Consider the following 21,790-nt stretch of genomic DNA (forward strand, 5'->3'; position numbering starts at 1 on the left):
CGAACCGCTTCACTGCTTTCTTCTCCGGCCATGGAGAAAGCGGTCACCACTACGGCGCAAGCAACGGCGATTGCCTGTCTTGACGACATCCGGCCGCTGTTGTCGGCGTGGACGCGCACCATCTTCGACTTCGGCGAGACTGCATGGCGCGAGTATCAATCCTCTGCCTGGTATGTTGAGAGACTGAAGCGCGAAGGCTTTTCCGTCGAGGAAGGTTCCGGCGGCATGCCCACAGCCTTCTGCGCGCATTGGACAAACGGCGCCGGTCCGACCATCGGCATGTATGCCGAATACGACGCCGTGCCGGGCAATTGCCAGGATGCGGCGACCGTCAGGCGCCCTCGCCCGGGCCTAGGCGAACATGCGGGTGGCCACACCGATCCGCATTCCGGGCTGGGCATTTCGAGCCTCGGCGGGCTATTGGCGACCAAGGCGGCGATGCAGCGCCACGGCATACCGGGCACGCTGCGCTTCACCGGCGAGCCGGCCGAGAAGGTGCGCGGATCAAAGCCGATCCATGCCGCGAAGGGGTATTATGACGGCCTTGCCGGCATGATCTCCTTCCATCCGTTCTACATGCTGCCGCTCTGCAACACCGCGCGCTGGGACACACATTGCGGCGCGGCTTACGCGATGATCTATCGCTTTGTCTGCGACCAACCGGAGCGCTGGGCGCGGGCAGCGGGCGGCGCAGCGCCCATTCCGCAGGCGCATTCGGCGGTGCGCGCGCCCGGTGCCAACGATGCGCTCATGATGATGTACATGACGTCCAAGGCGCTGCGCGATTCCATGCTGCCGCACCAGGGCGGCTGGTCGATCAGCGAGGCGATCCTGACCGCCGGCCAGGCGACCGCCGACAACCTTCCGGCAGGGCTGGCCGAGATCCAGTACATGATCCGCGTGCCGACACTGGCGATGGCCGAGCAGATCACCGCCGTGCTCGACCGCAATGCCGAGGCCGCTGCCAGTATGAGCGGCTGCCGCCATGAGCGGCACTGGGTGTCGAAGTCGCGGCCGGGGCTGGCCAATCACACCATGGCCGAGATCGCGTATGAAGCGCTGTCGAGCGTCGGGCCGCCGCGCTGGGACCAGGACGCCAAGGCAGTCGCACGCGACATACAGGTCAATGCCGGGCGCATGGCGAGTGACGAGCCGTTCATCGAAGAACTCGAACGCCTGATCGAGCCGCGGGCGGCGGAGGCGATCCTGCGCCGCGATCTGCCGCCCTCGCAGGTGAATTCGACCTCCGACGATTACACCGATATGAGCTGGCATGCGCCGACTGCGCGCTTCTATGTCGCCCGCCCGGCGCTGCGTTCGGAGACCGGCTATCCCTATCCATCATGGGTCATGAATGCGCTGGGCGGCATTCCTGCCACCATCGACCCGATGGTCGTCTGCGCATCGAAGACCATCGCACTGGCAGCCCTTCGCCTGCTGGAGGACAAAACCGCCCGCGGTGCGGCGATGGACGAGTTCGTCACCCGCACCGGCGGCGGCATAGGCGGTTCGAACTGGATCGCGCCTCTCTGCGACTACGAGCCGCCGATTGGATTTCGCTGGCCGGAATATGTCACCACCCCGCGCGGGCGAGACTGGTGGATCCCGAACAATCAGACACCCCAGGCCACTTCACGAGGAGCACCCCATGACCGTTCATGATCGAATTGTCGCCGAGCCGTTTTCGCTGCAGCGTCGCAACCCGGCCGGCGGCACCAAGCCGCTGACCGCCTGGGGTTTTGCCAACGAGACCGACGTCCTGACCGATGTCCTGCTCGGGTCGCCCAATTTCCTGCGTCATCTGTCGACCAGCTCGCTGTCGCGCAAGCATCTGCGCGAGGCGCCCTGCAACGTCCAGATCGCGCAGGCGCAGCACAAGGACCTCGTCGCGGCCTATGAACATTTCGGCGTCAACATCCACTGGCACGAACCGACACCCGAGCTGCCGATGCAGGTCTATTCCCGTGATTCCAGTGTGATGACGCCTTATGGCGCCGTCATCACCGCGATGGCCAATTGGTGGCGGCGCGGCGAGAACTACGCGGCCATCCGAACCTACGAAAAACTCGGCATCCCGATCTACGACATGGTCACGGCAGGTACGTTCGAGGGCGGCGACTTCAACGTCATCGAGGATGGCGTCGTGCTGATCGGCTGCGGCGGCGCCCGCACGCAAGAGGAAGGCGCTCGCCAGGTGCAGGCCTGGTTCGACAAGGAAGGCTGGGAAACCCGCATCGCCTTCATCGACGAGTACTATGTCCATATCGACCTGATGGTGGTGCCGATCGCCGAAAAATTGACCGCCGTTTGCCTCGCCTGCACTGAACCCGGCATCGTCGACTGGCTGAAGGGCAAGGGACACGAGATCATCGACGTGCCGTTCCAGGATACGATGGCGCTCGGCTGCAACTTCATGTCGCTGGGCAAGGACCGGGTGATCGCGCCGACCTCCAGCCAGACGCTGATCGGCCAGCTCAAGGCACGCGGCTTCGAGGTCGCGGCCGTCGACATGAGCGAGATTTCCAAGACCGGCGGCGGCATCCACTGCATGGCACAGGCGCTGAAGCGCGAACCGGCCTGAGCGGCGGAGCCCATTCGCGAGCATTGAACGGCGGGCGCGGCGCTTGCCATGGACGGGTCGCTGATTGCGATCCAGCGCATTCCTCCATTTTTCATAGGATGGACATCGCACAGGATCAGTTTTACGAGTCGGCCCGACCAGAGGAGATGTTCGCGCCCCCCGATGAACAAGATCGATACCCAGAACAGCAAGCGTGACGAGCGCTCGACCGCCACCAGCCTCTTGCGGCTCGGCACGCGGCTGAAGCTGTCCCGGCAGACGCGAGGGCTGACCTTGAAGGCGCTCGCTGCCGCCGCGAACTGCTCGGAAAGCCTGCTTTCCAAGGTGGAGAACGGCAAGGTCTCGCCCTCGCTTCCCATGCTTCACCGGCTCGTCGAGGTGCTCGGCACGAACATTGGTTGGATGTTCGAGGAATCCGATGGCGACGAAGGCATCGTCTTTCGGGCTGGATCGCGGCCGTTGATAGCGCTCGATCCGCTTCGGCGCGGCGAAGGTATTTCGCTCGAGCGTGTCATTCCGTATTCGCCCGGCCATCTCCTGCAGTGCAACATCCATCATATCGAAGCGGGCGGTGAGAGCGCTGGCCCGATCCAGCATGCCGGCGAGGAAGTCGGCTATCTCCTGGAAGGTGCGATCGAATTGATGGTCGGCGAAAAAACATTTCGCCTGGCCGCCGGCGATTCCTTCGTCTTCAACTCCGAACTGCCGCACTGGTACCGCAATGTCGGAGATGAACGCGCCAGCATTTTCTGGGTGAACACGCCAGCGACATTCTGATCCGGCGCATCCCCTGATTCCTTTCGTTGACGCTAATTCAAGTCACTTGACAAGAAATCAAGCATCTTGAATTATGCCCTTGCGCTCAGTCGCCAGGTGAGCCCGATCAAGGGCCTTTTCGTAAAACCAAGGGGAACCGGAATGCGTCTTACAAAGATCCTTTCAAGCTGCGCCGCAGCCATCGCCATGACCCTCGCCCTCGGCTCTACTTCCGCCATGGCCGAGACCTATGCGCTGGTGACCATCAACCAGCAGGCCCTGTTCTTCAACCAGATCAATGACGGTGCAACAGCTGCTGCCAAGGCCGCCGGCGTCGACCTCGTCATCTTCAACGCCAACAATGTACCAAGCGCGCAGAACGATGCGATCGAAAATTACATCACCCAGAAGGTCGACGGCATCATTCTCGTCGCCATCGACGTCAACGGTGTGAAGCCGGCCATCACCGCGGCCAAGGCTGCCGGAATTCCGGTCATTGCCATCGACGCGCAGATCCCGAATGGCGACAACGTCGCCTTTGTCGGCGTCGACAACACCAAGGCCGGCCAGGATATAGGCAAGTTCTACGCCGAATACGTCAAGACCAAGCTGAACGGAACCGCCAAGATCGGCGTTGTCGGCGCGCTCAATTCGTTCATCCAGAACCAGCGGCTCGACGGCTTCAAGAAGGCCGTCACCGACAGCGGCCAGAAGGTAACCTTCCTCGACACGGTCGACGGCCAGAACGTACAGGACGTAGCCCTGTCCGCCGCCGAGAACCTTATGACCGCCAATCCCGACATGACGACTCTTTATGCAACCGGCGAGCCGGCTCTGCTCGGTGCGGTTTCCGCCGTCACCAGCCAGGGCCGTACCGGCGATGTCAAGGTGTTCGGCTGGGACCTGACCAAGTCGGCGGTGCAAGGTCTCGAAGAGGGCTGGGTGGTCGCCGTCGTCCAGCAGGATCCGGCTGGTGAAGGCAAGGCAGCGGTTGAAGCCTTCGGCAAGCTCAAGAGGGGTGAGAAGATCGATCCGATCATCAATGTTCCGATCACCATCGTGACCAAGGAAAATGTCGGCCAGTTCAAGGGCATGTTCAAGTAGTATCCTCCCCGGACCGCCGGGCCGCGCAATGACCTGAGGGTTGCCTGCGCGGTCCGGCGACCGATTGAACTCGTTGGCTTGAGAACTGGAACCGTGATGAGCGATGGCGAATCCTACCGCGTCAGGATGACCGGTATTTCCAAACGATACGGCCCCATCCAGACGCTGGACGACGTTTCGCTGGACCTGAAGCCTGGCGAGGTGCTTGGCCTGGTCGGCGACAATGGAGCCGGCAAATCCACCTTGAGCAAGGTTCTGTCCGGTGCGGTCATTCCGGATTCCGGCACCATCGAGATCGACGGCAAGGCTGTCTCCTTCTCCTCACCAGCCGATGCCCGCGCCGCACGGGTGGAGATGGTCTATCAGGACCTTTCACTCTGCGACACGATTGATGTGGCGGGCAATCTCTTCCTCGGCCGCGAGCCGCGCCGCCGCGTTCTCGGCGTCCCCTTTCTCGACAACAAGCGCATGCATGATCAGACGCGTGAGATGCTCGACCGGCTCGGCATCGTCATCGCCGATACCAGGCTCAAGGTCGAAAACCTGTCCGGTGGGCAGCGCCAGTCGATTGCCATCGGCCGCGCCGCCTCCTTCGATCCATCGGTGCTGATCATGGACGAACCGACGGCAGCCCTTGCGGTGGCGGAAGTCGAAGCGGTTCTGGAGCTCATCCGCGCCGTCAGTGCCCGCGGCGTCAGTGTCATCCTCATCACCCACCGGCTGCAGGATCTGTTCCTGGTCTGCGATCGCATCCAGGTCATGTATGAGGGTAGATCGGAAGAGCACACGTCTGAACTNATCGGCGACACCAGCATCGAAGAGGTCGTCAACCTCATCGTCGGCCGCAAATTCACGGCGCGTTCGGCCCGCGCCAGCCGTGATGAGGCAGCGCAGCCATGAATGTCACGTCATCACCTGGGGATATCAGCGCCTCGCCGCCCAAACGCGTCCACAACACCACCTGGAAGGACATGGCGATAGCCAATGGCAGCGTCGTCTCGATAGCGCTGTTCTTCCTCGTCGTCTGCGTGGTCTTCTCGCTGGCCACCGGCTCCTTCCTGACGGCGCCCAATCTGCTCAACATCGTGCGCCAGTCGGCGCCGCTGCTGATCGTTGCGGCAGCCATGACCTTCGTCATCACCACCGGCGGCATCGACCTTTCGGTCGGGTCCGTGCTGGCGCTGACGGCGACGTTGTCGGCTGTCTTGCTGCAGTTCGGCCTGCCGTGGCCGCTCGTCGTCGTCGCCATGCTGGCACTCGGCGCGGCGATCGGGGTTTTGCAGGGCTTCTTCATCGCCTATGAGCGGATACCGGCCTTTATCGTCACACTTGCCGGACTCTCGATCATCCGCGGCGTGGCGTTGCTGATCACCGGCGGCTATTCCATCCCGGTTGAGCCGACCAGTTTCTTCGTCAACATCGGCAGGGCCTGGTTTCTCGGCGTGCCGGTACCGGCACTGCTCGCCCTTGTCGTCCTGATCGTCGCCTATCTCGCATTCAACCAGACGCCATTCGGGCGCTATGTCACCGGCATCGGGGCCAATGCCGAAGCCGTGCGCCGCGCCGGTGTCGATACGCGCTTCATGACCCTGTTCGTCTATGTCCTGTCAGGCATGGCGGCGGCGGTGGCCGGCATTGTTCTTGCCGCCCGGCTCGGTTCCGGCTCGTCGAATTCCGGCCAGGGTTTCGAGCTCGATGTCATCGCCGCCGTGGTGCTTGGCGGCACCAGCCTGTTCGGCGGGCGCGGCACGATCATCGGCACCGTGCTCGGCGCGTTGACCGTAGCCGTTATCGGCAACGGCCTGATCCTGGCGCACATGTCGCCCTTCCTGACGCCGATCGTCACCGGCACAATCATCCTCGTTGCCATCTGGCTGAATTTCCGGCTGTTCAAGGGCGCAACGCGGAGCCGCTGACATGGATCATCTGTTCGACGACAAACCAAGGGAACGGGCGCCCATCGGTATCCGCTCCGGCACCGTGATGACCGTTACCGGCCCCGTCGCGATCGCCGACATGGGCGTGACGCTGATGCACGAGCATATCCTGATCGATGGCGCGAAATCGTGGAAATGCCCCTGCCATCCCGACGAGAAGAAGATCGCCGAGCAGCCGGTCAGCATGGACATCATCGGCGAGTTGCGGATGAACCCTTACATGAACCGCGACAACGTCTCGCTCGACGATAGCGATCTGGCGCTTTCGGAGCTGGCGAAATACCGGGCGCTCGGCGGCCACACGTTGGTCGATGCGACCAACATCGGCATTGGCCGCGATCCGGTGAAGCTGGCACGCATCGCCCGCGCGTCGGGGTTGCGGATCGTCATGGGGACAGGTTTTTACCTGCAGCACACCCACCCCGAGTGGCTGAAAGCGATGGACGTCGACGACGTCACCGAATTCCTCGTCAACGACGTCGGCGGCGGGTCGACGCAACCCGAAATCATGGCCGGCATCATCGGCGAGGTCGGCGTCAGCAAGGATTTCACCGACGAGGAACGCAAGTCGCTGCGCGCTTCGGCCCGCGCGGCCAAGATCACCGGCGTACCACTGACCATTCATCTGCCCGGCTGGGAGCGGCTGGCGCACGACGTGCTCGACGTGGTCGAGGCGGAAGGCGCCGATCTCCGGCATACGGTGCTTTGCCACATGAACCCGAGCCACAACGATCTTGCCTACCAGCAAAGCCTCGCCGCGCGCGGCGCCTTCCTGGAATACGACATGATCGGCATGGATTTCTATTATGCCGACCAGGATGCGCAGTCGCCGTCCGACGAGCAGAATGCACGGGCGATCCGCTCGCTGATCGACATGGGGCTGCTCGACCGGATTCTGCTGTCGCAGGACGTTTTTCTCAAGATCATGCTGACCCGCTTCGGCGGTTTCGGCTACGGCTTCATCCTCAAGCATTTCGTGCCGAGACTGAAGCGCCATGGTCTCGAACAATCGGCAATCGATACGATGCTCATCGACAATCCAAAGACTGTGTTCGCCGAGGGCCTCTGAGCCGCGGCTCCAAACAAGGCAGGAGTCTACATGTCCAGGAAGAAGGTTCTTCTCGCAGGCGAGTCCTGGGTCTCGACCGCGACCCACATCAAAGGCTTCGACCAGTTTCCGACCGTGACCTATCACACCGGTGCCGACGAACTGCTGGCCGCGCTGAAGGACGGTCCGTTCGACGTCACCTTCATGCCGGCGCATGAGGCACAGCGGAACTTTCCGCAGACCTTGGAAACGCTTTCGGCCTACGACGCGGTCGTGCTTTCCGATCTTGGTGCCAACACGCTGTTGCTCCACCCGGACACCTGGGTCCACTCCAAACCAACTCCGAACCGGCTGCGCCTGTTGCGCGACTATGTCGGCAATGGCGGCGGCCTGTTGATGTTCGGCGGCTATTACAGCTTCCAGGGCATCAATGGGGGCGCGCGCTATCACAAGACGCCTGTCGAGGACGTTCTGCCGGTCACCTGCCTGCCGGTGGACGACCGCGTCGAGGTTCCGGAAGGCTATGCGCCGGTCGTTGTCGGCCCGCAGAGCCATCCGATCCTTAAGGGTCTCGGCAAGGATTGGCCGATCCTGCTCGGCTTCAACGAAGTCGCGGTCAAGGACGGTGCGGAAGTTCTCGCCACCGTTTCCTCCGACTACCGTTCGCTGCCACTTCTGGTGACCGGCAAATATGGCCAGGGCCGCACCGTCGCCTGGACCTCGGATGTCGGCCCGCACTGGCTGCCGCCCGGCTTCATCGCCTGGAATGGCTACAGGACACTGTTCGAACAGATGCTGGGCTGGGCGACGACCAGGGACTAGCCATGCGCGTCCATGTCTTAGGCAATGTTTGCGTCGATACGACGTTTCGCCTGGACCGTTTTCCGGCGCCAGGCGAGACGCTGAACGCGTCGGAACATGCCGACGGACTTGGCGGCAAGGGTGCGAACCAGGCGGTGGCCGCGGCACGCACCGGAGCCGATGTCCGCTTCCGTGCGGCGATCGGCAACGATGCCGCCGGAGCCTGGATCACAGAGCAGTTGAGCCGCGATCTCGATGCCAGCCATCTGACGACGCTGCAGCTGCCCAGCGACCGGTCGACCGTCATGGTCGATGCGCGGGGCGAGAACCTCATCGTCACCGGCGCCAGTTGCGCCGCGGCCTTCGATCCCCTGGCTGACGGCGATTTTATCCGATCGGTCGAACGCGGCGACATCGTCGTGGTGCAGGGTAACCTGGATCCGGACATAACGACCGCTTGCCTAAAGGTGGCGCGGGGTGCGGAGGCAATGACGATCTTCAATCCAAGCCCGCTTGCGGCCGGCAATACACCGGGTTTGAGCGACGTCAGGGTCGCCATTGCCAATGCCGGCGAAGCGGCGCAACTGACCGGAATGAGCAATCCCGACGCGGCAGCCCGCGAACTAATCCGCCTAGGCGCAGGAACCGCTATCGTGACGCTTGGCGCGCTCGGCTGCCTGGTCGCCGATGGCGAAGGACGGATCGACCGGTTCGTGGCGCCAAGGGTGGCTGTGGTAGACACCAGCGGCGCAGGCGATGTCTTCTGCGGTTGCCTCGCCGGCTGTCTTGCAGCCGGCATGGACCTCGCCGTGGCAGCGCGGATCGCGGTCCGCGCCGCAGCGATCTCGGTCGGACGCGCCGGCACGCTCGGCTCCTGCCCCGACAGGCGGGAGATGAAACTGCTCATGGAAACGACGGAAGCGGAAACCGCATGACAAAATCCTCCAAACCGGTCGGCCAGGTCACGAATGATGCGCTGCAGTCGATCTTCGGCAGAACCAAGGTAGTGATCGGCGTTGTTCATCTGGCACCTCTGCCAGGTGCGCCGCGTTACAATGGCGAAGCGGTCGAGGCCATCTATCAACGTGGCCTCGACGACGCCAAAGCCTATTTGCATGGCGGTTGCGATGGCGTGATCGTCGAGAACCACGGCGACGTTCCGTTTGCCAAGCCTGATGATATCGGGCCGGAAACTTCCGCCTATATGTCCGTCGTCTCAGACCGGATCCGCAGGGAACTCGGCCGGCCGATCGGTATCAACGTGCTTGCCAATGCTTCCATTCCCGCGCTGTCGATCGCCAGTGCCTCCGGCGCTTCCTTCGTCCGCGTCAATCAGTGGGCCAACGCCTATGTCGCCAATGAAGGCTTTATCGAAGGTGAGGCCGCGCGCGCCATGCGCTTCCGCGCCAGGCTTAGGGCCAACGGCATCCGCATCTTCGCCGATGCCCATGTCAAGCATGGCGCCCACGCCATCGTCGGCGACCGGCCGGTCGAGGAACAGGTCAAGGATCTGGTGTTCTTCGATGCCGACGCGGTGATCGCCACTGGCCAGCGCACCGGCCACGCCGCTGATCTCGGCTACATCAGGATGATCAAGGACGCCGCCGGACGGCCGACGCTTGTCGGCAGCGGGGTGACGACCGACAACGCCAACGACATCCTCGACATCGTCGACGGCGTCATTGTCGCCAGTTCGCTTAAGCACGATGGCGTATGGTGGAACCAGGTCGACCCTCAACGGGTGAACGGCTTTATCCGAGGCCTCAAGCGGTGACTTTGGTGCCGGAGATCGACGGCGAGCGGCTGCTGGGCCGCCTCGATGCCTTCGCCCGGATCGGCGCGACGCGAGCCGGCGGCGTAAACCGTCAGGCGTTCAGCATTGAGGATCGCAGCGCCAGGCGCCTGCTGGCGGAATTGGCGCTCGAGCGTGGTTTCGCGGTTTTTCAGGACGCCATGGCGAACCTCTTCATCCGCCGCGAGGGTACGGATGCCACGCTGCCGCCGCTGCTGATCGGCAGCCACCTCGACAGCCAGCCGACCGGCGGGCGCTTCGATGGAGCGCTCGGCACGCTTTCCGCCTTCGAGACGCTCGAAGCAGTGGAGGACGCGAAGGCCGAAACTCGAATGCCGATCGAGGTCGTCGCCTGGGCCAATGAAGAAGGTAGCCGGTTCGCGCCCGGCGTCATGGGCTCCATGGCCTTCACCGGGGCCGATATTTCAGCATGGCAATCCATAGTCGGCAGCGACGGTGCGTCCCTCGCGGAGGAACTCGCGGCAACCATCTCCGCCTTGCCAGAGGCAACCCTTCGCCCCCTCGGCATGCCGGTCTCCGGCTTTATCGAGCTCCATATCGAACAGGGACCATCGCTGGAAAAGGAAGGGCTGCCGATCGGTATCGTCACCGCCGTGCAAGGCACGCGGTGGCTGGAAGTCTCCATTGAGGGCGCTGCCGGTCACGCCGGTACAACCGACCTTGCCTACCGCAGGGATCCGATGGTCGCGGCCGTTGCCGCGATGCACAGGCTGCAGACGACGGTCATGCCGTTCGACAGCAGCGCAAGGCTGACAGTAGGACGGGTCACCGCCAAGCCGGGATCGATCAATGCCATACCGCAGTCGGTGGTCTTCGCCGTCGACATCAGACACCCGCAGGTAGAGCGGCTCGATGCCATCGAAGCCGAACTGCGCCAGGTCTGCGCGGCGGAGGCAGAGGCTCAGCATTGCACGGCAATGATCAGGCGGTCGTTCGACATGCCCGGGGCGGCATTCTCTCCCGATATGGTCAAAACCGTCGAGGAGGCCGTCAATTCCCTGCGGCTGCCGCACAAGCAGATGATATCGGGGGCATTCCATGATGCGCTGTTCCTCGCCCGGGTGGCGCCTGCCGCGATGATTTTTGTGCCGTGCCGTGACGGGCTGAGCCACAACGAGGCAGAATATGTGGAGCCCGCCTACGCGATTACCGGCGCGCGGGTTCTGCTCCAGGCGGCTATCGCGGCAGCCTCGCGGCGATGATCGTTCAAGGCACTGCTCTGGCAGGCTGATTGCGCTAACCTCGGGGCCGGCGAGCTCGAGGCGCCCGGTTTCGAGGCGGCGGCGGTCGCCATTCATGCCTGCCCCTGCCCTTGCACCAACAAACCTTGCAGCTGTGTCCTCACCGCCCTTGTGGGTGTCGGAAAATGGATGAATAGTCGGGACGCCACATCGCCCTGAAATTGCCGGTTTGCAGTCCTCAGGTCGTGCAATCGCGAGCCGGATTTCCGAATGGCCAGTCCTGAACCACGCAAGAGAAGAGGTCCGATCGCCACCCGGCTGCTGGCGCTCGACGCGTGGATCGATTCCTCGCTCTACGAGATCGGTTTCAAGGCGCGCCAATTCTGGGAATCCGCGACGATCTTTTCGCGGCGCTTCCGCTTCAGCGGCTGGCGCCGCGGCATCATCGAACTGTTGAGCGAAGGTTTCACGCTCGGCGCCGGCGGCATTGTGGTGATGCTGGCGCTGGCCATTCCAGCTTTCCAGGACACAGCCGGCGACTGGCGCGCCCAGGGCGACTTCGCGGTCACCTTCCTTGACCGCTACGGCAACGAGATCGGCCAGCGCGGCATCATCCAGCGCGATTCAGTACCGGTCGACGAGATGCCCGATCATGTGATCAAGGCGGTTCTCGCCACGGAGGACCGCCGCTTCTTCGATCACTACGGCATCGATGTGCTGGGCCTTTCGCGCGCGATCTTCGAGAATGTGCGGGCAAATTCCGTCGTCCAGGGCGGCTCAAGCATCACCCAGCAGCTCGCCAAGAACCTGTTCCTCACCAATGAGCGCACATTGGAGCGCAAGATCAAGGAAGCTTTCCTGTCGCTGTGGCTCGAGGCCAATCTGTCGAAGAAGGAAATCCTGCAACTCTATCTCGACCGCGCTTATATGGGTGGCGGCACGTTCGGCATCGAGGCGGCCGCGGACTTCTATTTCGGCAAAGGCGTCAAGGACCTGAACCTCGCCGAGGCGGCGATGCTGGCCGGTCTGTTCAAGGCACCGACCAAATATGCGCCGCACATCAACCTGCCGGCGGCGCGTGCGCGCGCCAATGTGGTGCTGTCCAACCTTGTCGATTCCGGTTTCATGACCGAGGGCCAGGTTTTGCAGGCAAGACTGCACCCGGCCGACGTCGTCGATCGTGGCGAACAGAAGAGCCCTGACTATTACCTCGATTGGGCGTTCGACGAGGTCAAGAAGATCGCAAAACCGGGACAGCATTCGCTCGTTGCCCACACCACCTTCGACGCTAACATCCAGAAGGCGGCGGAAGAATCTGTGGAATTCCACCTGCGCCAGTTCGGCAAGGAATATAACGTCACCGAGGGCGCGGTGGTCGTCATCGAAACCAACGGCGCCGTGAGAGCCATCGTCGGCGGCCGCGACTATGGCGCCAGCCAGTTCAACCGCGCCACCAAGGCGCTTCGCCAGACCGGCTCATCGTTCAAGCCCTATGTCTATGCAACAGCGATGGAACACGGTTTCACGCCCAATTCCATCATTTCCGGCGGCCCGATCAGTTGGGGCAGCTGGTCGCCGCACAATTACAGCGGCGGCTCGGCGGGCAATGTCACGCTGATCGTGGCAATGGCGAAGTCGATCAACACCGTGCCGGTGCGCCTGGCCAAGGACTATCTCGGCATCGGCCCGATCAAGGCCATGGCCGAGGCGATGGGTGTGGAATCGCCGCTCGAATCGCACAAGACGATGGTGCTCGGCACTTCCGGCATGACGGTGATGGACCAGGCGACGGGCTACAGCGTGTTCGCCGACAACGGCTTCGTAGGCTCGCGGCACGGCATCACCCAGTTGGTGACCCGCACCGGCGACGTGGTCTATGATTTCGCCAAGGATGCGCCGCCGCCACATCGGGTTCTGTCCGAGCAAGCGCTGAAATCGATGAACACCATGCTGGCGGCGGTACCGGTGATGGGCACGGCACGGCGGGCCCAACTCCCGAACATCGTCGTCGCCGGCAAGACCGGCACGACGCAATCCTACCGCGATGCCTGGTTTGTCGGCTTCACCGGCAACTACACGGCAGCGGTGTGGATGGGCAACGACGACTTCACGCCGACGAAAAACATGACGGGCGGCTCGCTGCCGGCGATGGTGTGGCAGCGACTGATGGTCTACGCGCACCAGAACATCGACCTCAAGCCGATTCCCGGCATCGACAAACCCTTTGTCGATGAGGAGGTCGCTGCCAAGGCGGAGGAAGCGCAGAAGAAGAGCGACGCGCAGGCGGCGGCCGACGCCGCGGCCGAACGGCCGGCGGTGCTGTCCAGCCGGACCACGCAGACGTTGCGAGATATGTCCAGGCTGTTCCAGTCGGCGCCTGTCCTCAATGCGCCCCAACCGCCGGAGACGCTGTCGGCACTGTGATTGGCGCGCCTCTTCCCTCTGCCCCGGTGGGAGAAGCGAAAGCAGCGCCTAACCACAACGCTTGTCGGCAATCCCACGTAGGGCTCCGAACTCAGGTTAGAGACCTGACGACAGCCAGTTCGGCGGTGTCGGCAGCTTTTGTGCCGGCAGCTTTTCACGATAGGAATTTTTTCTTGACTTCGTGACCTCAGCTACGGTATATATTTATCTATGGTGCTGATTTGCGCCAGTGACCCGCCGCGCAGGCGGGTTTTTCGTTTGATGCTCCGTCGGCCAATGCGCCGGCGAAGGCTGCGAAGGAACCCGTCACCCCTGGTTCGTTGCCCTGTAATCCCACGCCCGCCGCTTGCCACAAGCCCCCACGCCGCGATATCTCCGAGCGGCAACTCTTCTTATCCCCGGCCCCTCATGCTCAAGAATGCCTTCCTGACGCTGCTTTCGCTTGCCATAGCCATCGTCGGCGGCGGCGGCAGCGTCTGGTATGCGCTCAAGGTCCAGGATGGTGTCGGCGCCATCCGGATCGGCCAATGGAGGGCCTTTCCCGACATCGGCACGCCGTCCGCCGATCCTTATTCCAAGGCCCGCGTGGCGCGCGAGGGCGTGCTTGCGCTCGGCCGCGCCGAAGGCTTGTCCTTCGTGGCCGAGCGCGACGCGGGCGGCGCCGAGCTCAAGCGCGAATGCACCTACACGATCGAGGGTGGTTTTCCGACGGCACGGTTCTGGACGCTCTATGCCGCCGACCAGTCGCTCGGCGTGGTCGAAACCAGCAGACCCCGACTTGCGGCGCTGCAATCCTACGGGGTTGTGCGGCAGCCCGACAATTCGGTCATCATTTCCGCCGGCCATCGCCCGATGCCGGGCAACTGGCTGCTGACCGACGGTTTCGGCAGGATGTATTTCGTGCTGACCTTCTACGACACGCCGATCGCCAGCAGCACCGGCCTCTCGGACGTTTCGCTGCCGCGGATCGTAAAGGTCGGCTGCGATGCGTAGTTTGTATGCGGCGATGCGTAGGGTTTTTCATGCGGTCCTGCTCGGCCTGCTCGGCGCCGGCATCGTGCACATCGTCGTGCTGTTTCTGGTGCCTGAATTTTCCGAACGCGATGCCTGGTCGCGTCTGTCCATGGCGTCGGATCTCTACAAGATGACGCGGCTCGATGCCGAAGCTGGTGGCGCACCCGTGGTGAAATCCGTCGATCCGCTGTTTTACGCAACGGCATGCCGGTTCGACCTGGGCGAAGGCATGGTCCGGATCAAGGCGCCTGGACATGTTCCGTTCTGGTCGGTGTCGGTCTATGACCGCAGCGGCCACAACATCTATTCCTTCAACGACCACACCGCGACCGGCGGCGTGCTGGATGCCGTCGTGCTGACGCCGGCGCAGATGATCGATGTGCGCAAAGAGCTTCCCGAGGAGCTTCAGGGAGCGATCTTTGTCGAAGCGCCGATCGAGGAAGGCATCTTCGTCATCCGTGCCTTCGTGCCCGATGACAGCTGGAAGCCGAGCGTGTCACGCTTCTTCGAGCAGAGTTCCTGCGAGTTGCAGGACTTCTAGAGCAATTCCAGGAAAAGTGTGAAACGGTTTTCCGTCCGGAATTGCGTCAAAACAAAGGGTTAGAGCGGCTCGCCGTTTCCGTGAAACGGCGAACTGCTCTAGTGGTGCGGAACCGGCTTGCTCCCTGGCGATCCCGGCTTGTCGGGGTCGACCGGCCGCACCTCGCCGGCATGAGACCGCTCGTAGCGGATGCCGGGAAAGATGATCACCGCCGCCGGCATTTCGGCGGCTTGCTTTGCTCGATTGTTTGGTGCCGTACGCGGCACGAAAGACAGTACCATGCCCATGGTTCGCGCATTCCTCTCGGTTTCCCCGGAGCACAACGCAACGCCTCCAAATATCATTAAGGCCGGCAGAGGGTTAACGGAGCGCTAACGGATCGTCGCTAACTTGATCTTTGTCTAGAGGTCAGGACGTTCTGGCCGGGGCACTCGCGAAACCGGCACCGTCCCGGTCGAGCGTGGCCGAGATTGTGTCTGTCATCGGGCGTATCCTTCGTGTCATCTTCGGACTTCAGGCAAATCGCGGTACGAAAAGATTCGGGAAAGGCCGAAAGGCTGTTCCGCGCCGCGGTGTCGGCATTCTGCTCGCTCACCCGCCCTTCACGCCGTGAGATCGGCCAGCTCGAAGACCTGACGCTGCCGCTGTTCAACGATGTATCCGTCGAATCTCGCCGTTACGTGGCGGCTGCCCTCTCCGAATGCGAATATGCCCCGCCCGCTTTGGTGCGCCGCCTCTGCGAGGAGCCGGTCGACATTGCCGCTCCCTTGCTCATCCGTTCACGCGCCGTTAGCAACATCGATCTCATCGCGCTGATCGGGCGGCACGGACTGCCGCATGCACGTGCCATCGCGCGCCGCAAGGACCTGAACCCGACCATTGCCGATCTGATCCGGGCGCTCGAGAGGCCAACTCTGGTGCGAAGGCGGGAGCCGGAAGCGGACGCCATCGCGGCAGACAAGATCGCGCCTGCCAGCACCGAGCCTGCCCCCGAACAGCCCGGAAGAGGACAGGTGGCCGGCATTGCCTCCGAAAGCGCGCGGCGCAGGCTGCGTTCCATGATGCGCACCGGCGACGAGGCGACGGCAATGAGCGCCGATTCTCTCACAGGCGCCGATACCTATGTGAAATTGCGCGAGACGGCGCTGACGGGAAACGCCGCGTTCTTCCAGACCGCACTCGCCGATGCGCTCGACACCGATTTCTCGATCGCGCGCGCGCTCACCGCCAGCCAGAACTACGCGTCGCTGCTTGCCGCACTGCGCTCGCTCGACCTCAGCGAGGATAGGGCATTCCTGATCACGGTCGCGGTCTATCCCAGCCAGTTCCCGCACCCGCAGGCTATCCGCACCTTTCTCGACCGCTACCGGCTCCTGCACCGCGAGGCGGCCGCCGACAAGGTGCGGCTCTGGAAATCGGAAACTCTTTCAAAGGTGGGTCGCGGCGCAGCACCCGCAAACAGCGACACCCACACGGCATCGAACACTGAGGATGCGGCGGCTTCCTCCGGCTTCAGGGCGTCTTCACGGAAATGAGCTCCTCGACCGGCACTGTGCCGGCCTCGATCTCGACCACCCAGATGTCGGGATCGAATTTTTTCTCCCTTTCCAGCCTGGCATCGAGCAAGGCGGCATCGTCGCCGGCCCCGAGCAGAGTGAAAAACCGCTCGTCGGGCTTGGCCGAATCGTAGCTCGTCTGCGGCGCCGGGCCGAACAGGGCAACCTCGCCCAGCCTGCCCCGCGTCACGACGAACACAGCGCCGGCCTCGGTCGCACCGCGCTTGACCACGGCCGCAAATCCGCCAGCACTGAAAACCCGGCGCAACAGGGCCGAGACCCATAGATCCGATGTGACGCGCATGAGAGAACTCCGCTAATGCATGTCGCCTAAATGTGCCGCGGTTTTGGGACAACGACATGCATGGTAACAAGGGGCTCTATCGATATTTCAGCCGCTCGGCGAGCCGTCGTTTCAGCCGTCAGTTGGTGAGGCCGATCTCGCGCATCTTGACGTAGACGATCTCATCGGGCTCGCCTGTCTGCGGCAGCCCGAACAACGACTGGAATTCCTTGATCGCAGATTTGGTGCGCGCGCCGACGACGCCGTCCAACTGCATATCGTCGTTGCCGAACGCCTTGAGCCCGGCCTGGATCTTGACGATGCGGGCATCGGGCGCCTGCGCGGCATTCGTTTGGCCGGCATTCGTCTGCTCGGCATTCGTCTGCCCGGAATTCGTCTGTAAAGACACCGGAACGGCGACCGGCGTATCCGGGCGCGGCTGCGGTCTGGGTACGACGGAGGCGGTTTTCGGCGTCGCGCCCAATTGATCCAGCAGCAGTGCGTCGATCTCGCCGGACGTGTTGAGCCCGACCTTCTGCTGATAAGCCTGGATGGCCTTACGCGTGTTGGGCCCGGAAATGCCGTCGACCGTTCCGGAATAGAAATCGAGATCCTTGAGAATGCCTTGCACCTGCTCGACCACCGGATCGCCCTTGATCGGTGCCGGCGCGCCGGATGGCCGCACGATGTTGAATGTCGTCTCCGGTTCGTCCGACGTTGCGCGCGGAAAGCCCGCGATGCTGCGGGTCGCAAAGAACGCGCCGGCATGCGGGAAAGGCTGATACCACAAGGCATTCGCGGAAACGTAGAACAGCGTCACCAGGAATGCCGTCGAGCCACCCACCAGGACGGGATTGCGCGAAATCATGCCGCCGACGGCGACGGCACCATCCTGAAAGGCATTGCTGCGGCGCTTGACCGCCTTCTTAGGCTGTCTTGCGGAGCGAGCCATTTCTGTCCCCTTTCGCCATAGCCACAGGCATGGTCAGCACGCCGGCCTTCTCCGCCTGACGTCCCTTCGGTCCGTTCACCGGCAGGCTGATGGTCACCGTGGTGCCCTCGCCCGGCATGCTTTCGATGGACATCGTGCCATCGTGCAAGGCCACCAGGCCCTTGACCAGCGAAAGGCCAAGACCTGTCCCTTCGAAACGGCGGGTATAGTCGTTCTGGATCTGCATGAAAGGCTTGCCGAGATTGGCAAAATCCTCCTCGGCGATACCGATGCCGGTGTCCCTGACCCAAAAATGCAGACGCGAACCGATCCGCTTGGCGCCGACGACAACATCGCCTCCATCGGGGGTGAACTTGATCGCATTGGAGACCAGGTTGATGAGCATCTGCTGCACGGCACGCCGATCGGCATTGATGTCGCCAGCGTCCGGCGCGATCTGCGCCTGCAGATCGATGTTCTTGGCCCGCGCCTGCACCTGCATCATGGACTGGCACATGTCGACCGCTTCCGCGAACCGGAACGGCTCCGGTTCGGTCGCATAGACGCCCGATTCTATCTTGGACACGTCGAGTATCGAGGTCACGACGGCAAGCAGATGCTGGCCCGAATCCCTCACCAAACCGACATATTCCTTCTGCCGCGGATCCTTGAATGCGCCGAACATCTCATGCAACAGCATGTCCGAGAAGCCGATGATGGCATTCAAGGGCGTGCGCAATTCATGGCTCACCACCGCCAGGAAGCGCCCCTTCGCCACCTCGGCGGACGCGGCCGCCTCATTGGCCGCCGCGAGTTCCTCGCGCAGCCGGGCTATCTCGTCATTCTCGCGCAGGACAAGCGTGAAGACGTCGCCCTGTTCCTCACCCCGCACCAGATCGAGCGAAAACGGCCGGTAATTGTCGGCCGCCAAGCGGTTGTCATTTTGGCCGTTGCCGTTTTGAGGCAGTCTGATGCGCAATTCGAGCCGGCGCGACAGCGCGCCATCGCGCATGTCGGCCAGGGCGCTGAGATAGGAGACGCGATCCGACAGGTGAATGCGATCGAAGAAGCCGTGTCCCGACAGCAGTTCGGCCGGCAGTTTCAAAAGCGTGCGCGCCTTTGGCGAAGCCTCGATAACCTCGCCATGACGGGCGACCCGCAAGACCACCGCATCGATAATGTCTTCTAGCCTATCGGCAGTCTTCACGAGATCGGATGCATCGGTCGTGTCGCGAAGCACCGACGCACGCGGGATCAGCGTGAGCGCCCAGGCCAACGGCACCAGCCAGTGCCATGCAGCAATCTGCGCTCCCGCGAACGGTAACACGGTTGCAGCCAGAGGCTGAACCAGGATGGCGGCAGCGGTCGACACGGCTCCCCAAAGTGCCGCACGCCGCGAGGCGCCGATCCACCAGGCTTCGAATGGCAGCGCCACGACAAGCATGGCGACAGGCGAACTCAGCCCGCCCGCGGCGGCAATCAGACTGCCGAGAGAAACGCCCGCCGCTGCCAGGGCAACCTGACTTGCTATCGCCATCTTGCCGGTTGCCGCCACCAGCAAGGCGATGAACCAGCACAGGCCAAAGGCCGCGAAGATGGCGGCCATGGTGACGGCGACGCCCATGCCTGAAGTGACCAGCGTGACCGCGGCGCCAGCAGCAAAGAAAGGAGCGGCGAGCATGACGCCGATGAAGCGGCGCTGGCGCTCGCGGTCGCTCTGCCCAAGAATGGACGGATGGACCATACGTTCGCAACCGGCGGCAATCGCGCCAGGCAATTCGACGTATCTGGCCTTGATTGAACTCAACTCAACGCACCCGTAATCGTCGTGGACAACTCTGCTTTGCAGATCGTTCTGGTTGGCTCCGAAACTCGCATCCAGCGTTTAAGGAATGGATAAGGCAGAGCCGACCAGGCCCCCGGCCTGCGGCAAATATCGGGATGCCGGCAGCCGAAAGCCCGCGCAAATGCAGCCATAGTAAACGGAGGGTTATTCGGCGACGGTCCCCGTCGGATGAGTGCACGCGGCGTCCGGACTCTCGGGTTTTGGCAAAAAAGCAAAAAAAGCAGACAGATAGATGGTTATCCCGCGTTAAGAAAAATCATTCGGATTTGAGACAAATCGATTTCACAATGGCGCGTTTCGAATTTGCCTAAAATTTGAGGAAAATTCTCACTTTGCCTGCAAGCCGTCCTTTGCGCCTGTGTGCCAACATCCTGCCCACAAAAGAGGTCATGCCATATGGATGCATGATCCGGTCACGACGAGAGGGCAAGGGCATGGTCTTCCTGATAAGAATGGCTTTCTGGTTTTCGCTGGTGCTGCTGGCGCTGCCGCTGACTGTTGGACCCGATGAATCGGGCCGTGAAAGCGTCGGGCCGATCCAGGCCCTGTTTGCCGCACGCGAAGCTGTTGGCGACATCGCCGGCATTTGCGAACGCAAGCCCGATGTCTGCGAGACCGGCAAGTCGGCGATGCACACCATCACCGCCCGCGCCAAGGAGACCGCCAAGATCGCGGCAGCGATGCTGGACGACAAGTCCGCCGCCGGCCCTGACACATCGACTTTGACCGGCAGCGTGCAGGAGGACGTCGTCTTGCCCGAGACAGTCAACCTGCCGACACGGAATTGAGCCGTTTCGACGGCGCACCGCGGGCCGTCCGACCTCTCGATGCCCGCGGTGTCCTTGTTTTTTCCGTGACGCGGCGCCGCCGCGTAACTATATCCGGCATTATGACCACCACGATCCAGATTATCCGCGACGATTTTTCCTTCCTTGAGGAATGGGAAGACCGCTATCGCTACGTCATCGAACTTGGCGAGGCCCTACCGCCGTTTCCGGACGAGCAGCGCAACCCCGCCAACAAGGTGCCGGGCTGCGTCAGCCAGGTCTGGCTGACCACCGAACAGGGGCCTGGAGCCGATCCGGTCGTCACCTTCACCGGCGATTCGGACGCTCATATCGTGCGTGGCCTGGTCGCCATCATGCTGGCGCTGTTTTCCGGCAGGACCGCCAGCGAGATCCAGAAGACCGATGCGGAAGCGACATTGAAAGAACTCGGCCTCGACGAGCATCTGTCGCCGCAGCGCGCCAATGGCCTTCGTTCGATGGTCAAGCGCATCAAGCGCGACGCCGAGGCGGCGCTCAAGCAGACCGCCTGAACGCGTTTCACACTCTCCCTGGAATTGCTCTCCTCGATCGGCGCTACCGCCCAGCAAAGCCAAACGGCGCCCGAAGGCGCCGTTTGGGTCGATACATCTGCTGGCAGCGATTACCGCGCCTTGCGCTTGCGGCCGAGACCCATTTTCTTGGCGAGCTGGGACCGGGCAGCGGCATAGTTGGGTGCAACCATCGGATAGGTCGGATCGAGATTCCACTTTTCGCGATACTGATCTGGCGTCAGGTCATAGTGGGTCATCAGATGGCGCTTCAGCGACTTGAACTTCTTGCCGTCTTCAAGGCAGACGATGTAGTCGTCGTGAACCGAGCGCTTCGGGTTGACCGCCGGCTTTTGCTTGTCGGCAGGCGGCTGTTCGCCGGTTCCGCCCACACGCCCGAGGGCGGTATGGACATCGGATATCAGGTTCGGCAATTCGCCGACCGGCACCGGATTGTTGCTGACATAGGCGGCCACCACATCGGCGGTCAACTCGATCAGCGCATCGCTGTTTCTGGAAGGTGTTTCGACAATATCCATGGTCTTCAGGCCCCAACAAGAGTTACTTCGATCGGCGCCCTTTTAACAGCCAGGGCATCGCACGAATTTGACGCAGACAGAGCTTCTGCGATTCGTGTCGCGGGCACATCAATGAGCCTG

The 21,790-nt window shown here is 62.7% G+C and carries 21 protein-coding genes; 16 read left to right on the forward strand and 5 right to left on the reverse strand.

The annotated features are described in order from the left end of the window. Nucleotides 1–30: 30 nt before the first annotated feature. The 13 genes from X744_RS151575 to X744_RS151510 all read left to right on the forward strand — a co-directional run bounded on the left by X744_RS151575 (nucleotide 31) and on the right by X744_RS151510 (nucleotide 15,200). On the forward strand, nucleotides 31–1,662 hold the full coding sequence (locus X744_RS151575; RefSeq protein WP_023760468.1) for a metal-dependent amidase/aminoacylase/carboxypeptidase: 1,632 nt from the start codon (nucleotides 31–33) through the stop codon (nucleotides 1,660–1,662). Then, nucleotides 1,649–2,581, forward strand: coding sequence for a dimethylarginine dimethylaminohydrolase family protein (locus X744_RS151570; protein ID WP_023760469.1), 933 nt, complete (start codon nucleotides 1,649–1,651; stop codon nucleotides 2,579–2,581). The genes X744_RS151575 and X744_RS151570 overlap by 14 nt, the downstream gene beginning before the upstream one ends. A gap of 162 nt (nucleotides 2,582–2,743) precedes the next feature. Then, the gene (locus X744_RS151565) at nucleotides 2,744–3,358 is read left to right on the forward strand and encodes a cupin domain-containing protein (RefSeq protein ID WP_023760470.1); all 615 of its coding nucleotides are present in this window, start codon (nucleotides 2,744–2,746) and stop codon (nucleotides 3,356–3,358) included. A 141-nt stretch (nucleotides 3,359–3,499) separates the two neighbouring features. Beyond that, a complete protein-coding gene (locus X744_RS151560) occupies nucleotides 3,500–4,441 on the forward strand; it encodes a substrate-binding domain-containing protein (RefSeq protein WP_023760471.1) in 942 nt (313 codons plus the stop codon). 896 nt (nucleotides 4,442–5,337) lie between these two features. Continuing rightward, nucleotides 5,338–6,357 carry an ABC transporter permease gene (locus tag X744_RS151550; protein WP_023760473.1) on the forward strand — a complete coding sequence of 340 codons (1,020 nt, stop codon included), beginning with the start codon at nucleotides 5,338–5,340 and terminating at the stop codon, nucleotides 6,355–6,357. Nucleotide 6,358: 1 nt separating this feature from the next. Beyond that, nucleotides 6,359–7,447 (forward strand): phosphotriesterase, encoded by a 1,089-nt coding sequence (locus tag X744_RS151545; protein ID WP_023760474.1) that lies wholly within the window; start codon nucleotides 6,359–6,361, stop codon nucleotides 7,445–7,447. A 30-nt stretch (nucleotides 7,448–7,477) separates the two neighbouring features. Further along, nucleotides 7,478–8,248: a glutamine amidotransferase gene (locus X744_RS151540; RefSeq protein WP_023760475.1), complete on the forward strand. Its 771-nt coding sequence runs from the start codon at nucleotides 7,478–7,480 to the stop codon at nucleotides 8,246–8,248. A gap of 2 nt (nucleotides 8,249–8,250) precedes the next feature. Then, on the forward strand, nucleotides 8,251–9,162 hold the full coding sequence (locus X744_RS151535; RefSeq protein WP_023760476.1) for a ribokinase: 912 nt from the start codon (nucleotides 8,251–8,253) through the stop codon (nucleotides 9,160–9,162). Beyond that, nucleotides 9,159–10,001, forward strand: coding sequence for a BtpA/SgcQ family protein (locus X744_RS151530; protein WP_023760477.1), 843 nt, complete (start codon nucleotides 9,159–9,161; stop codon nucleotides 9,999–10,001). The genes X744_RS151535 and X744_RS151530 overlap by 4 nt, the downstream gene beginning before the upstream one ends. Beyond that, nucleotides 9,998–11,242 carry a Zn-dependent hydrolase gene (locus tag X744_RS151525; RefSeq protein WP_023760478.1) on the forward strand — a complete coding sequence of 415 codons (1,245 nt, stop codon included), beginning with the start codon at nucleotides 9,998–10,000 and terminating at the stop codon, nucleotides 11,240–11,242. Before X744_RS151530 ends, X744_RS151525 begins: the two co-directional genes overlap by 4 nt. A 249-nt stretch (nucleotides 11,243–11,491) precedes the next feature. Beyond that, the gene (locus X744_RS151520) at nucleotides 11,492–13,645 is read left to right on the forward strand and encodes a penicillin-binding protein 1A (protein ID WP_023760479.1); all 2,154 of its coding nucleotides are present in this window, start codon (nucleotides 11,492–11,494) and stop codon (nucleotides 13,643–13,645) included. Between the two features lie 408 nt (nucleotides 13,646–14,053). Then, nucleotides 14,054–14,638 carry a DUF1214 domain-containing protein gene (locus tag X744_RS151515; RefSeq protein WP_023760480.1) on the forward strand — a complete coding sequence of 195 codons (585 nt, stop codon included), beginning with the start codon at nucleotides 14,054–14,056 and terminating at the stop codon, nucleotides 14,636–14,638. After that, a complete protein-coding gene (locus X744_RS151510) occupies nucleotides 14,631–15,200 on the forward strand; it encodes a DUF1254 domain-containing protein (protein ID WP_023760481.1) in 570 nt (189 codons plus the stop codon). The genes X744_RS151515 and X744_RS151510 overlap by 8 nt, the downstream gene beginning before the upstream one ends. 98 nt (nucleotides 15,201–15,298) lie before the next feature. Here the strand turns inward: X744_RS151510 and X744_RS0137460 are convergent, their stop codons facing one another. After that, entirely contained in the window at nucleotides 15,299–15,487 is a 189-nt protein-coding gene (locus X744_RS0137460; RefSeq protein ID WP_023760482.1) for a hypothetical protein, read from the reverse strand. 210 nt (nucleotides 15,488–15,697) lie between these two features. On the opposite strand from X744_RS0137460, the gene X744_RS151505 reads away from it, so the two are divergent. After that, nucleotides 15,698–16,735, forward strand: coding sequence for a hypothetical protein (locus X744_RS151505; protein ID WP_023760483.1), 1,038 nt, complete (start codon nucleotides 15,698–15,700; stop codon nucleotides 16,733–16,735). Here X744_RS151505 and X744_RS151500 read toward each other — a convergent pair. The 3 genes from X744_RS151500 to X744_RS151490 form a co-directional block, all read right to left on the reverse strand. Beyond that, nucleotides 16,713–17,060 (reverse strand): DUF1491 family protein, encoded by a 348-nt coding sequence (locus tag X744_RS151500; protein WP_023760484.1) that lies wholly within the window; start codon nucleotides 17,058–17,060, stop codon nucleotides 16,713–16,715. The two genes, X744_RS151505 and X744_RS151500, sit on opposite strands and share 23 nt — an antisense overlap. A gap of 118 nt (nucleotides 17,061–17,178) precedes the next feature. Beyond that, nucleotides 17,179–17,991 carry a peptidoglycan-binding protein gene (locus X744_RS151495; protein WP_023760485.1) on the reverse strand — a complete coding sequence of 271 codons (813 nt, stop codon included), beginning with the start codon at nucleotides 17,989–17,991 and terminating at the stop codon, nucleotides 17,179–17,181. Next, a complete protein-coding gene (locus X744_RS151490) occupies nucleotides 17,966–19,714 on the reverse strand; it encodes an ATP-binding protein (RefSeq protein WP_023760486.1) in 1,749 nt (582 codons plus the stop codon). Before X744_RS151490 ends, X744_RS151495 begins: the two co-directional genes overlap by 26 nt. Nucleotides 19,715–20,250: 536 nt before the next feature. On the opposite strand from X744_RS151490, the gene X744_RS151485 reads away from it, so the two are divergent. Both X744_RS151485 and X744_RS151480 read left to right on the forward strand, forming a co-directional pair. Beyond that, entirely contained in the window at nucleotides 20,251–20,604 is a 354-nt protein-coding gene (locus X744_RS151485) for a DUF5330 domain-containing protein (RefSeq protein ID WP_023760487.1), read from the forward strand. Between the two features lie 101 nt (nucleotides 20,605–20,705). After that, nucleotides 20,706–21,134 carry a SufE family protein gene (locus tag X744_RS151480; protein ID WP_023760488.1) on the forward strand — a complete coding sequence of 143 codons (429 nt, stop codon included), beginning with the start codon at nucleotides 20,706–20,708 and terminating at the stop codon, nucleotides 21,132–21,134. 110 nt (nucleotides 21,135–21,244) lie between these two features. Here the strand turns inward: X744_RS151480 and X744_RS151475 are convergent, their stop codons facing one another. Further along, nucleotides 21,245–21,670 carry a MucR family transcriptional regulator gene (locus X744_RS151475; protein ID WP_023760489.1) on the reverse strand — a complete coding sequence of 142 codons (426 nt, stop codon included), beginning with the start codon at nucleotides 21,668–21,670 and terminating at the stop codon, nucleotides 21,245–21,247. Nucleotides 21,671–21,790 lie beyond the last annotated feature (120 nt).

The sequence above is a fragment of the Mesorhizobium sp. LNHC252B00 genome (assembly GCF_000502955.1).
Classification (GTDB): domain Bacteria; phylum Pseudomonadota; class Alphaproteobacteria; order Rhizobiales; family Rhizobiaceae; genus Mesorhizobium.

Excerpts from the sequence above, each read along its gene's own strand:
- X744_RS151575 (WP_023760468.1), top strand. The coding sequence starts at position 31 with ATGGAGAAAGCGGTCACCACTACGGCGCAAGCAACGGCGATTGCCTGT.
- X744_RS151570 (WP_023760469.1), top strand. The coding sequence starts at position 1,649 with ATGACCGTTCATGATCGAATTGTCGCCGAGCCGTTTTCGCTGCAGCGT.
- X744_RS151565 (WP_023760470.1), top strand. The coding sequence starts at position 2,744 with ATGAACAAGATCGATACCCAGAACAGCAAGCGTGACGAGCGCTCGACC.
- X744_RS151560 (WP_023760471.1), top strand. The coding sequence starts at position 3,500 with ATGCGTCTTACAAAGATCCTTTCAAGCTGCGCCGCAGCCATCGCCATG.
- X744_RS151550 (WP_023760473.1), top strand. The coding sequence starts at position 5,338 with ATGAATGTCACGTCATCACCTGGGGATATCAGCGCCTCGCCGCCCAAA.
- X744_RS151545 (WP_023760474.1), top strand. The coding sequence starts at position 6,359 with ATGGATCATCTGTTCGACGACAAACCAAGGGAACGGGCGCCCATCGGT.
- X744_RS151540 (WP_023760475.1), top strand. The coding sequence starts at position 7,478 with ATGTCCAGGAAGAAGGTTCTTCTCGCAGGCGAGTCCTGGGTCTCGACC.
- X744_RS151535 (WP_023760476.1), top strand. The coding sequence starts at position 8,251 with ATGCGCGTCCATGTCTTAGGCAATGTTTGCGTCGATACGACGTTTCGC.
- X744_RS151530 (WP_023760477.1), top strand. The coding sequence starts at position 9,159 with ATGACAAAATCCTCCAAACCGGTCGGCCAGGTCACGAATGATGCGCTG.
- X744_RS151520 (WP_023760479.1), top strand. The coding sequence starts at position 11,492 with ATGGCCAGTCCTGAACCACGCAAGAGAAGAGGTCCGATCGCCACCCGG.
- X744_RS151515 (WP_023760480.1), top strand. The coding sequence starts at position 14,054 with ATGCTCAAGAATGCCTTCCTGACGCTGCTTTCGCTTGCCATAGCCATC.
- X744_RS151510 (WP_023760481.1), top strand. The coding sequence starts at position 14,631 with ATGCGTAGTTTGTATGCGGCGATGCGTAGGGTTTTTCATGCGGTCCTG.
- X744_RS0137460 (WP_023760482.1), bottom strand. The coding sequence starts at position 15,487 with ATGGGCATGGTACTGTCTTTCGTGCCGCGTACGGCACCAAACAATCGA.
- X744_RS151500 (WP_023760484.1), bottom strand. The coding sequence starts at position 17,060 with ATGCGCGTCACATCGGATCTATGGGTCTCGGCCCTGTTGCGCCGGGTT.
- X744_RS151495 (WP_023760485.1), bottom strand. The coding sequence starts at position 17,991 with ATGGCTCGCTCCGCAAGACAGCCTAAGAAGGCGGTCAAGCGCCGCAGC.
- X744_RS151490 (WP_023760486.1), bottom strand. The coding sequence starts at position 19,714 with ATGGTCCATCCGTCCATTCTTGGGCAGAGCGACCGCGAGCGCCAGCGC.
- X744_RS151485 (WP_023760487.1), top strand. The coding sequence starts at position 20,251 with ATGGTCTTCCTGATAAGAATGGCTTTCTGGTTTTCGCTGGTGCTGCTG.
- X744_RS151480 (WP_023760488.1), top strand. The coding sequence starts at position 20,706 with ATGACCACCACGATCCAGATTATCCGCGACGATTTTTCCTTCCTTGAG.
- X744_RS151475 (WP_023760489.1), bottom strand. The coding sequence starts at position 21,670 with ATGGATATTGTCGAAACACCTTCCAGAAACAGCGATGCGCTGATCGAG.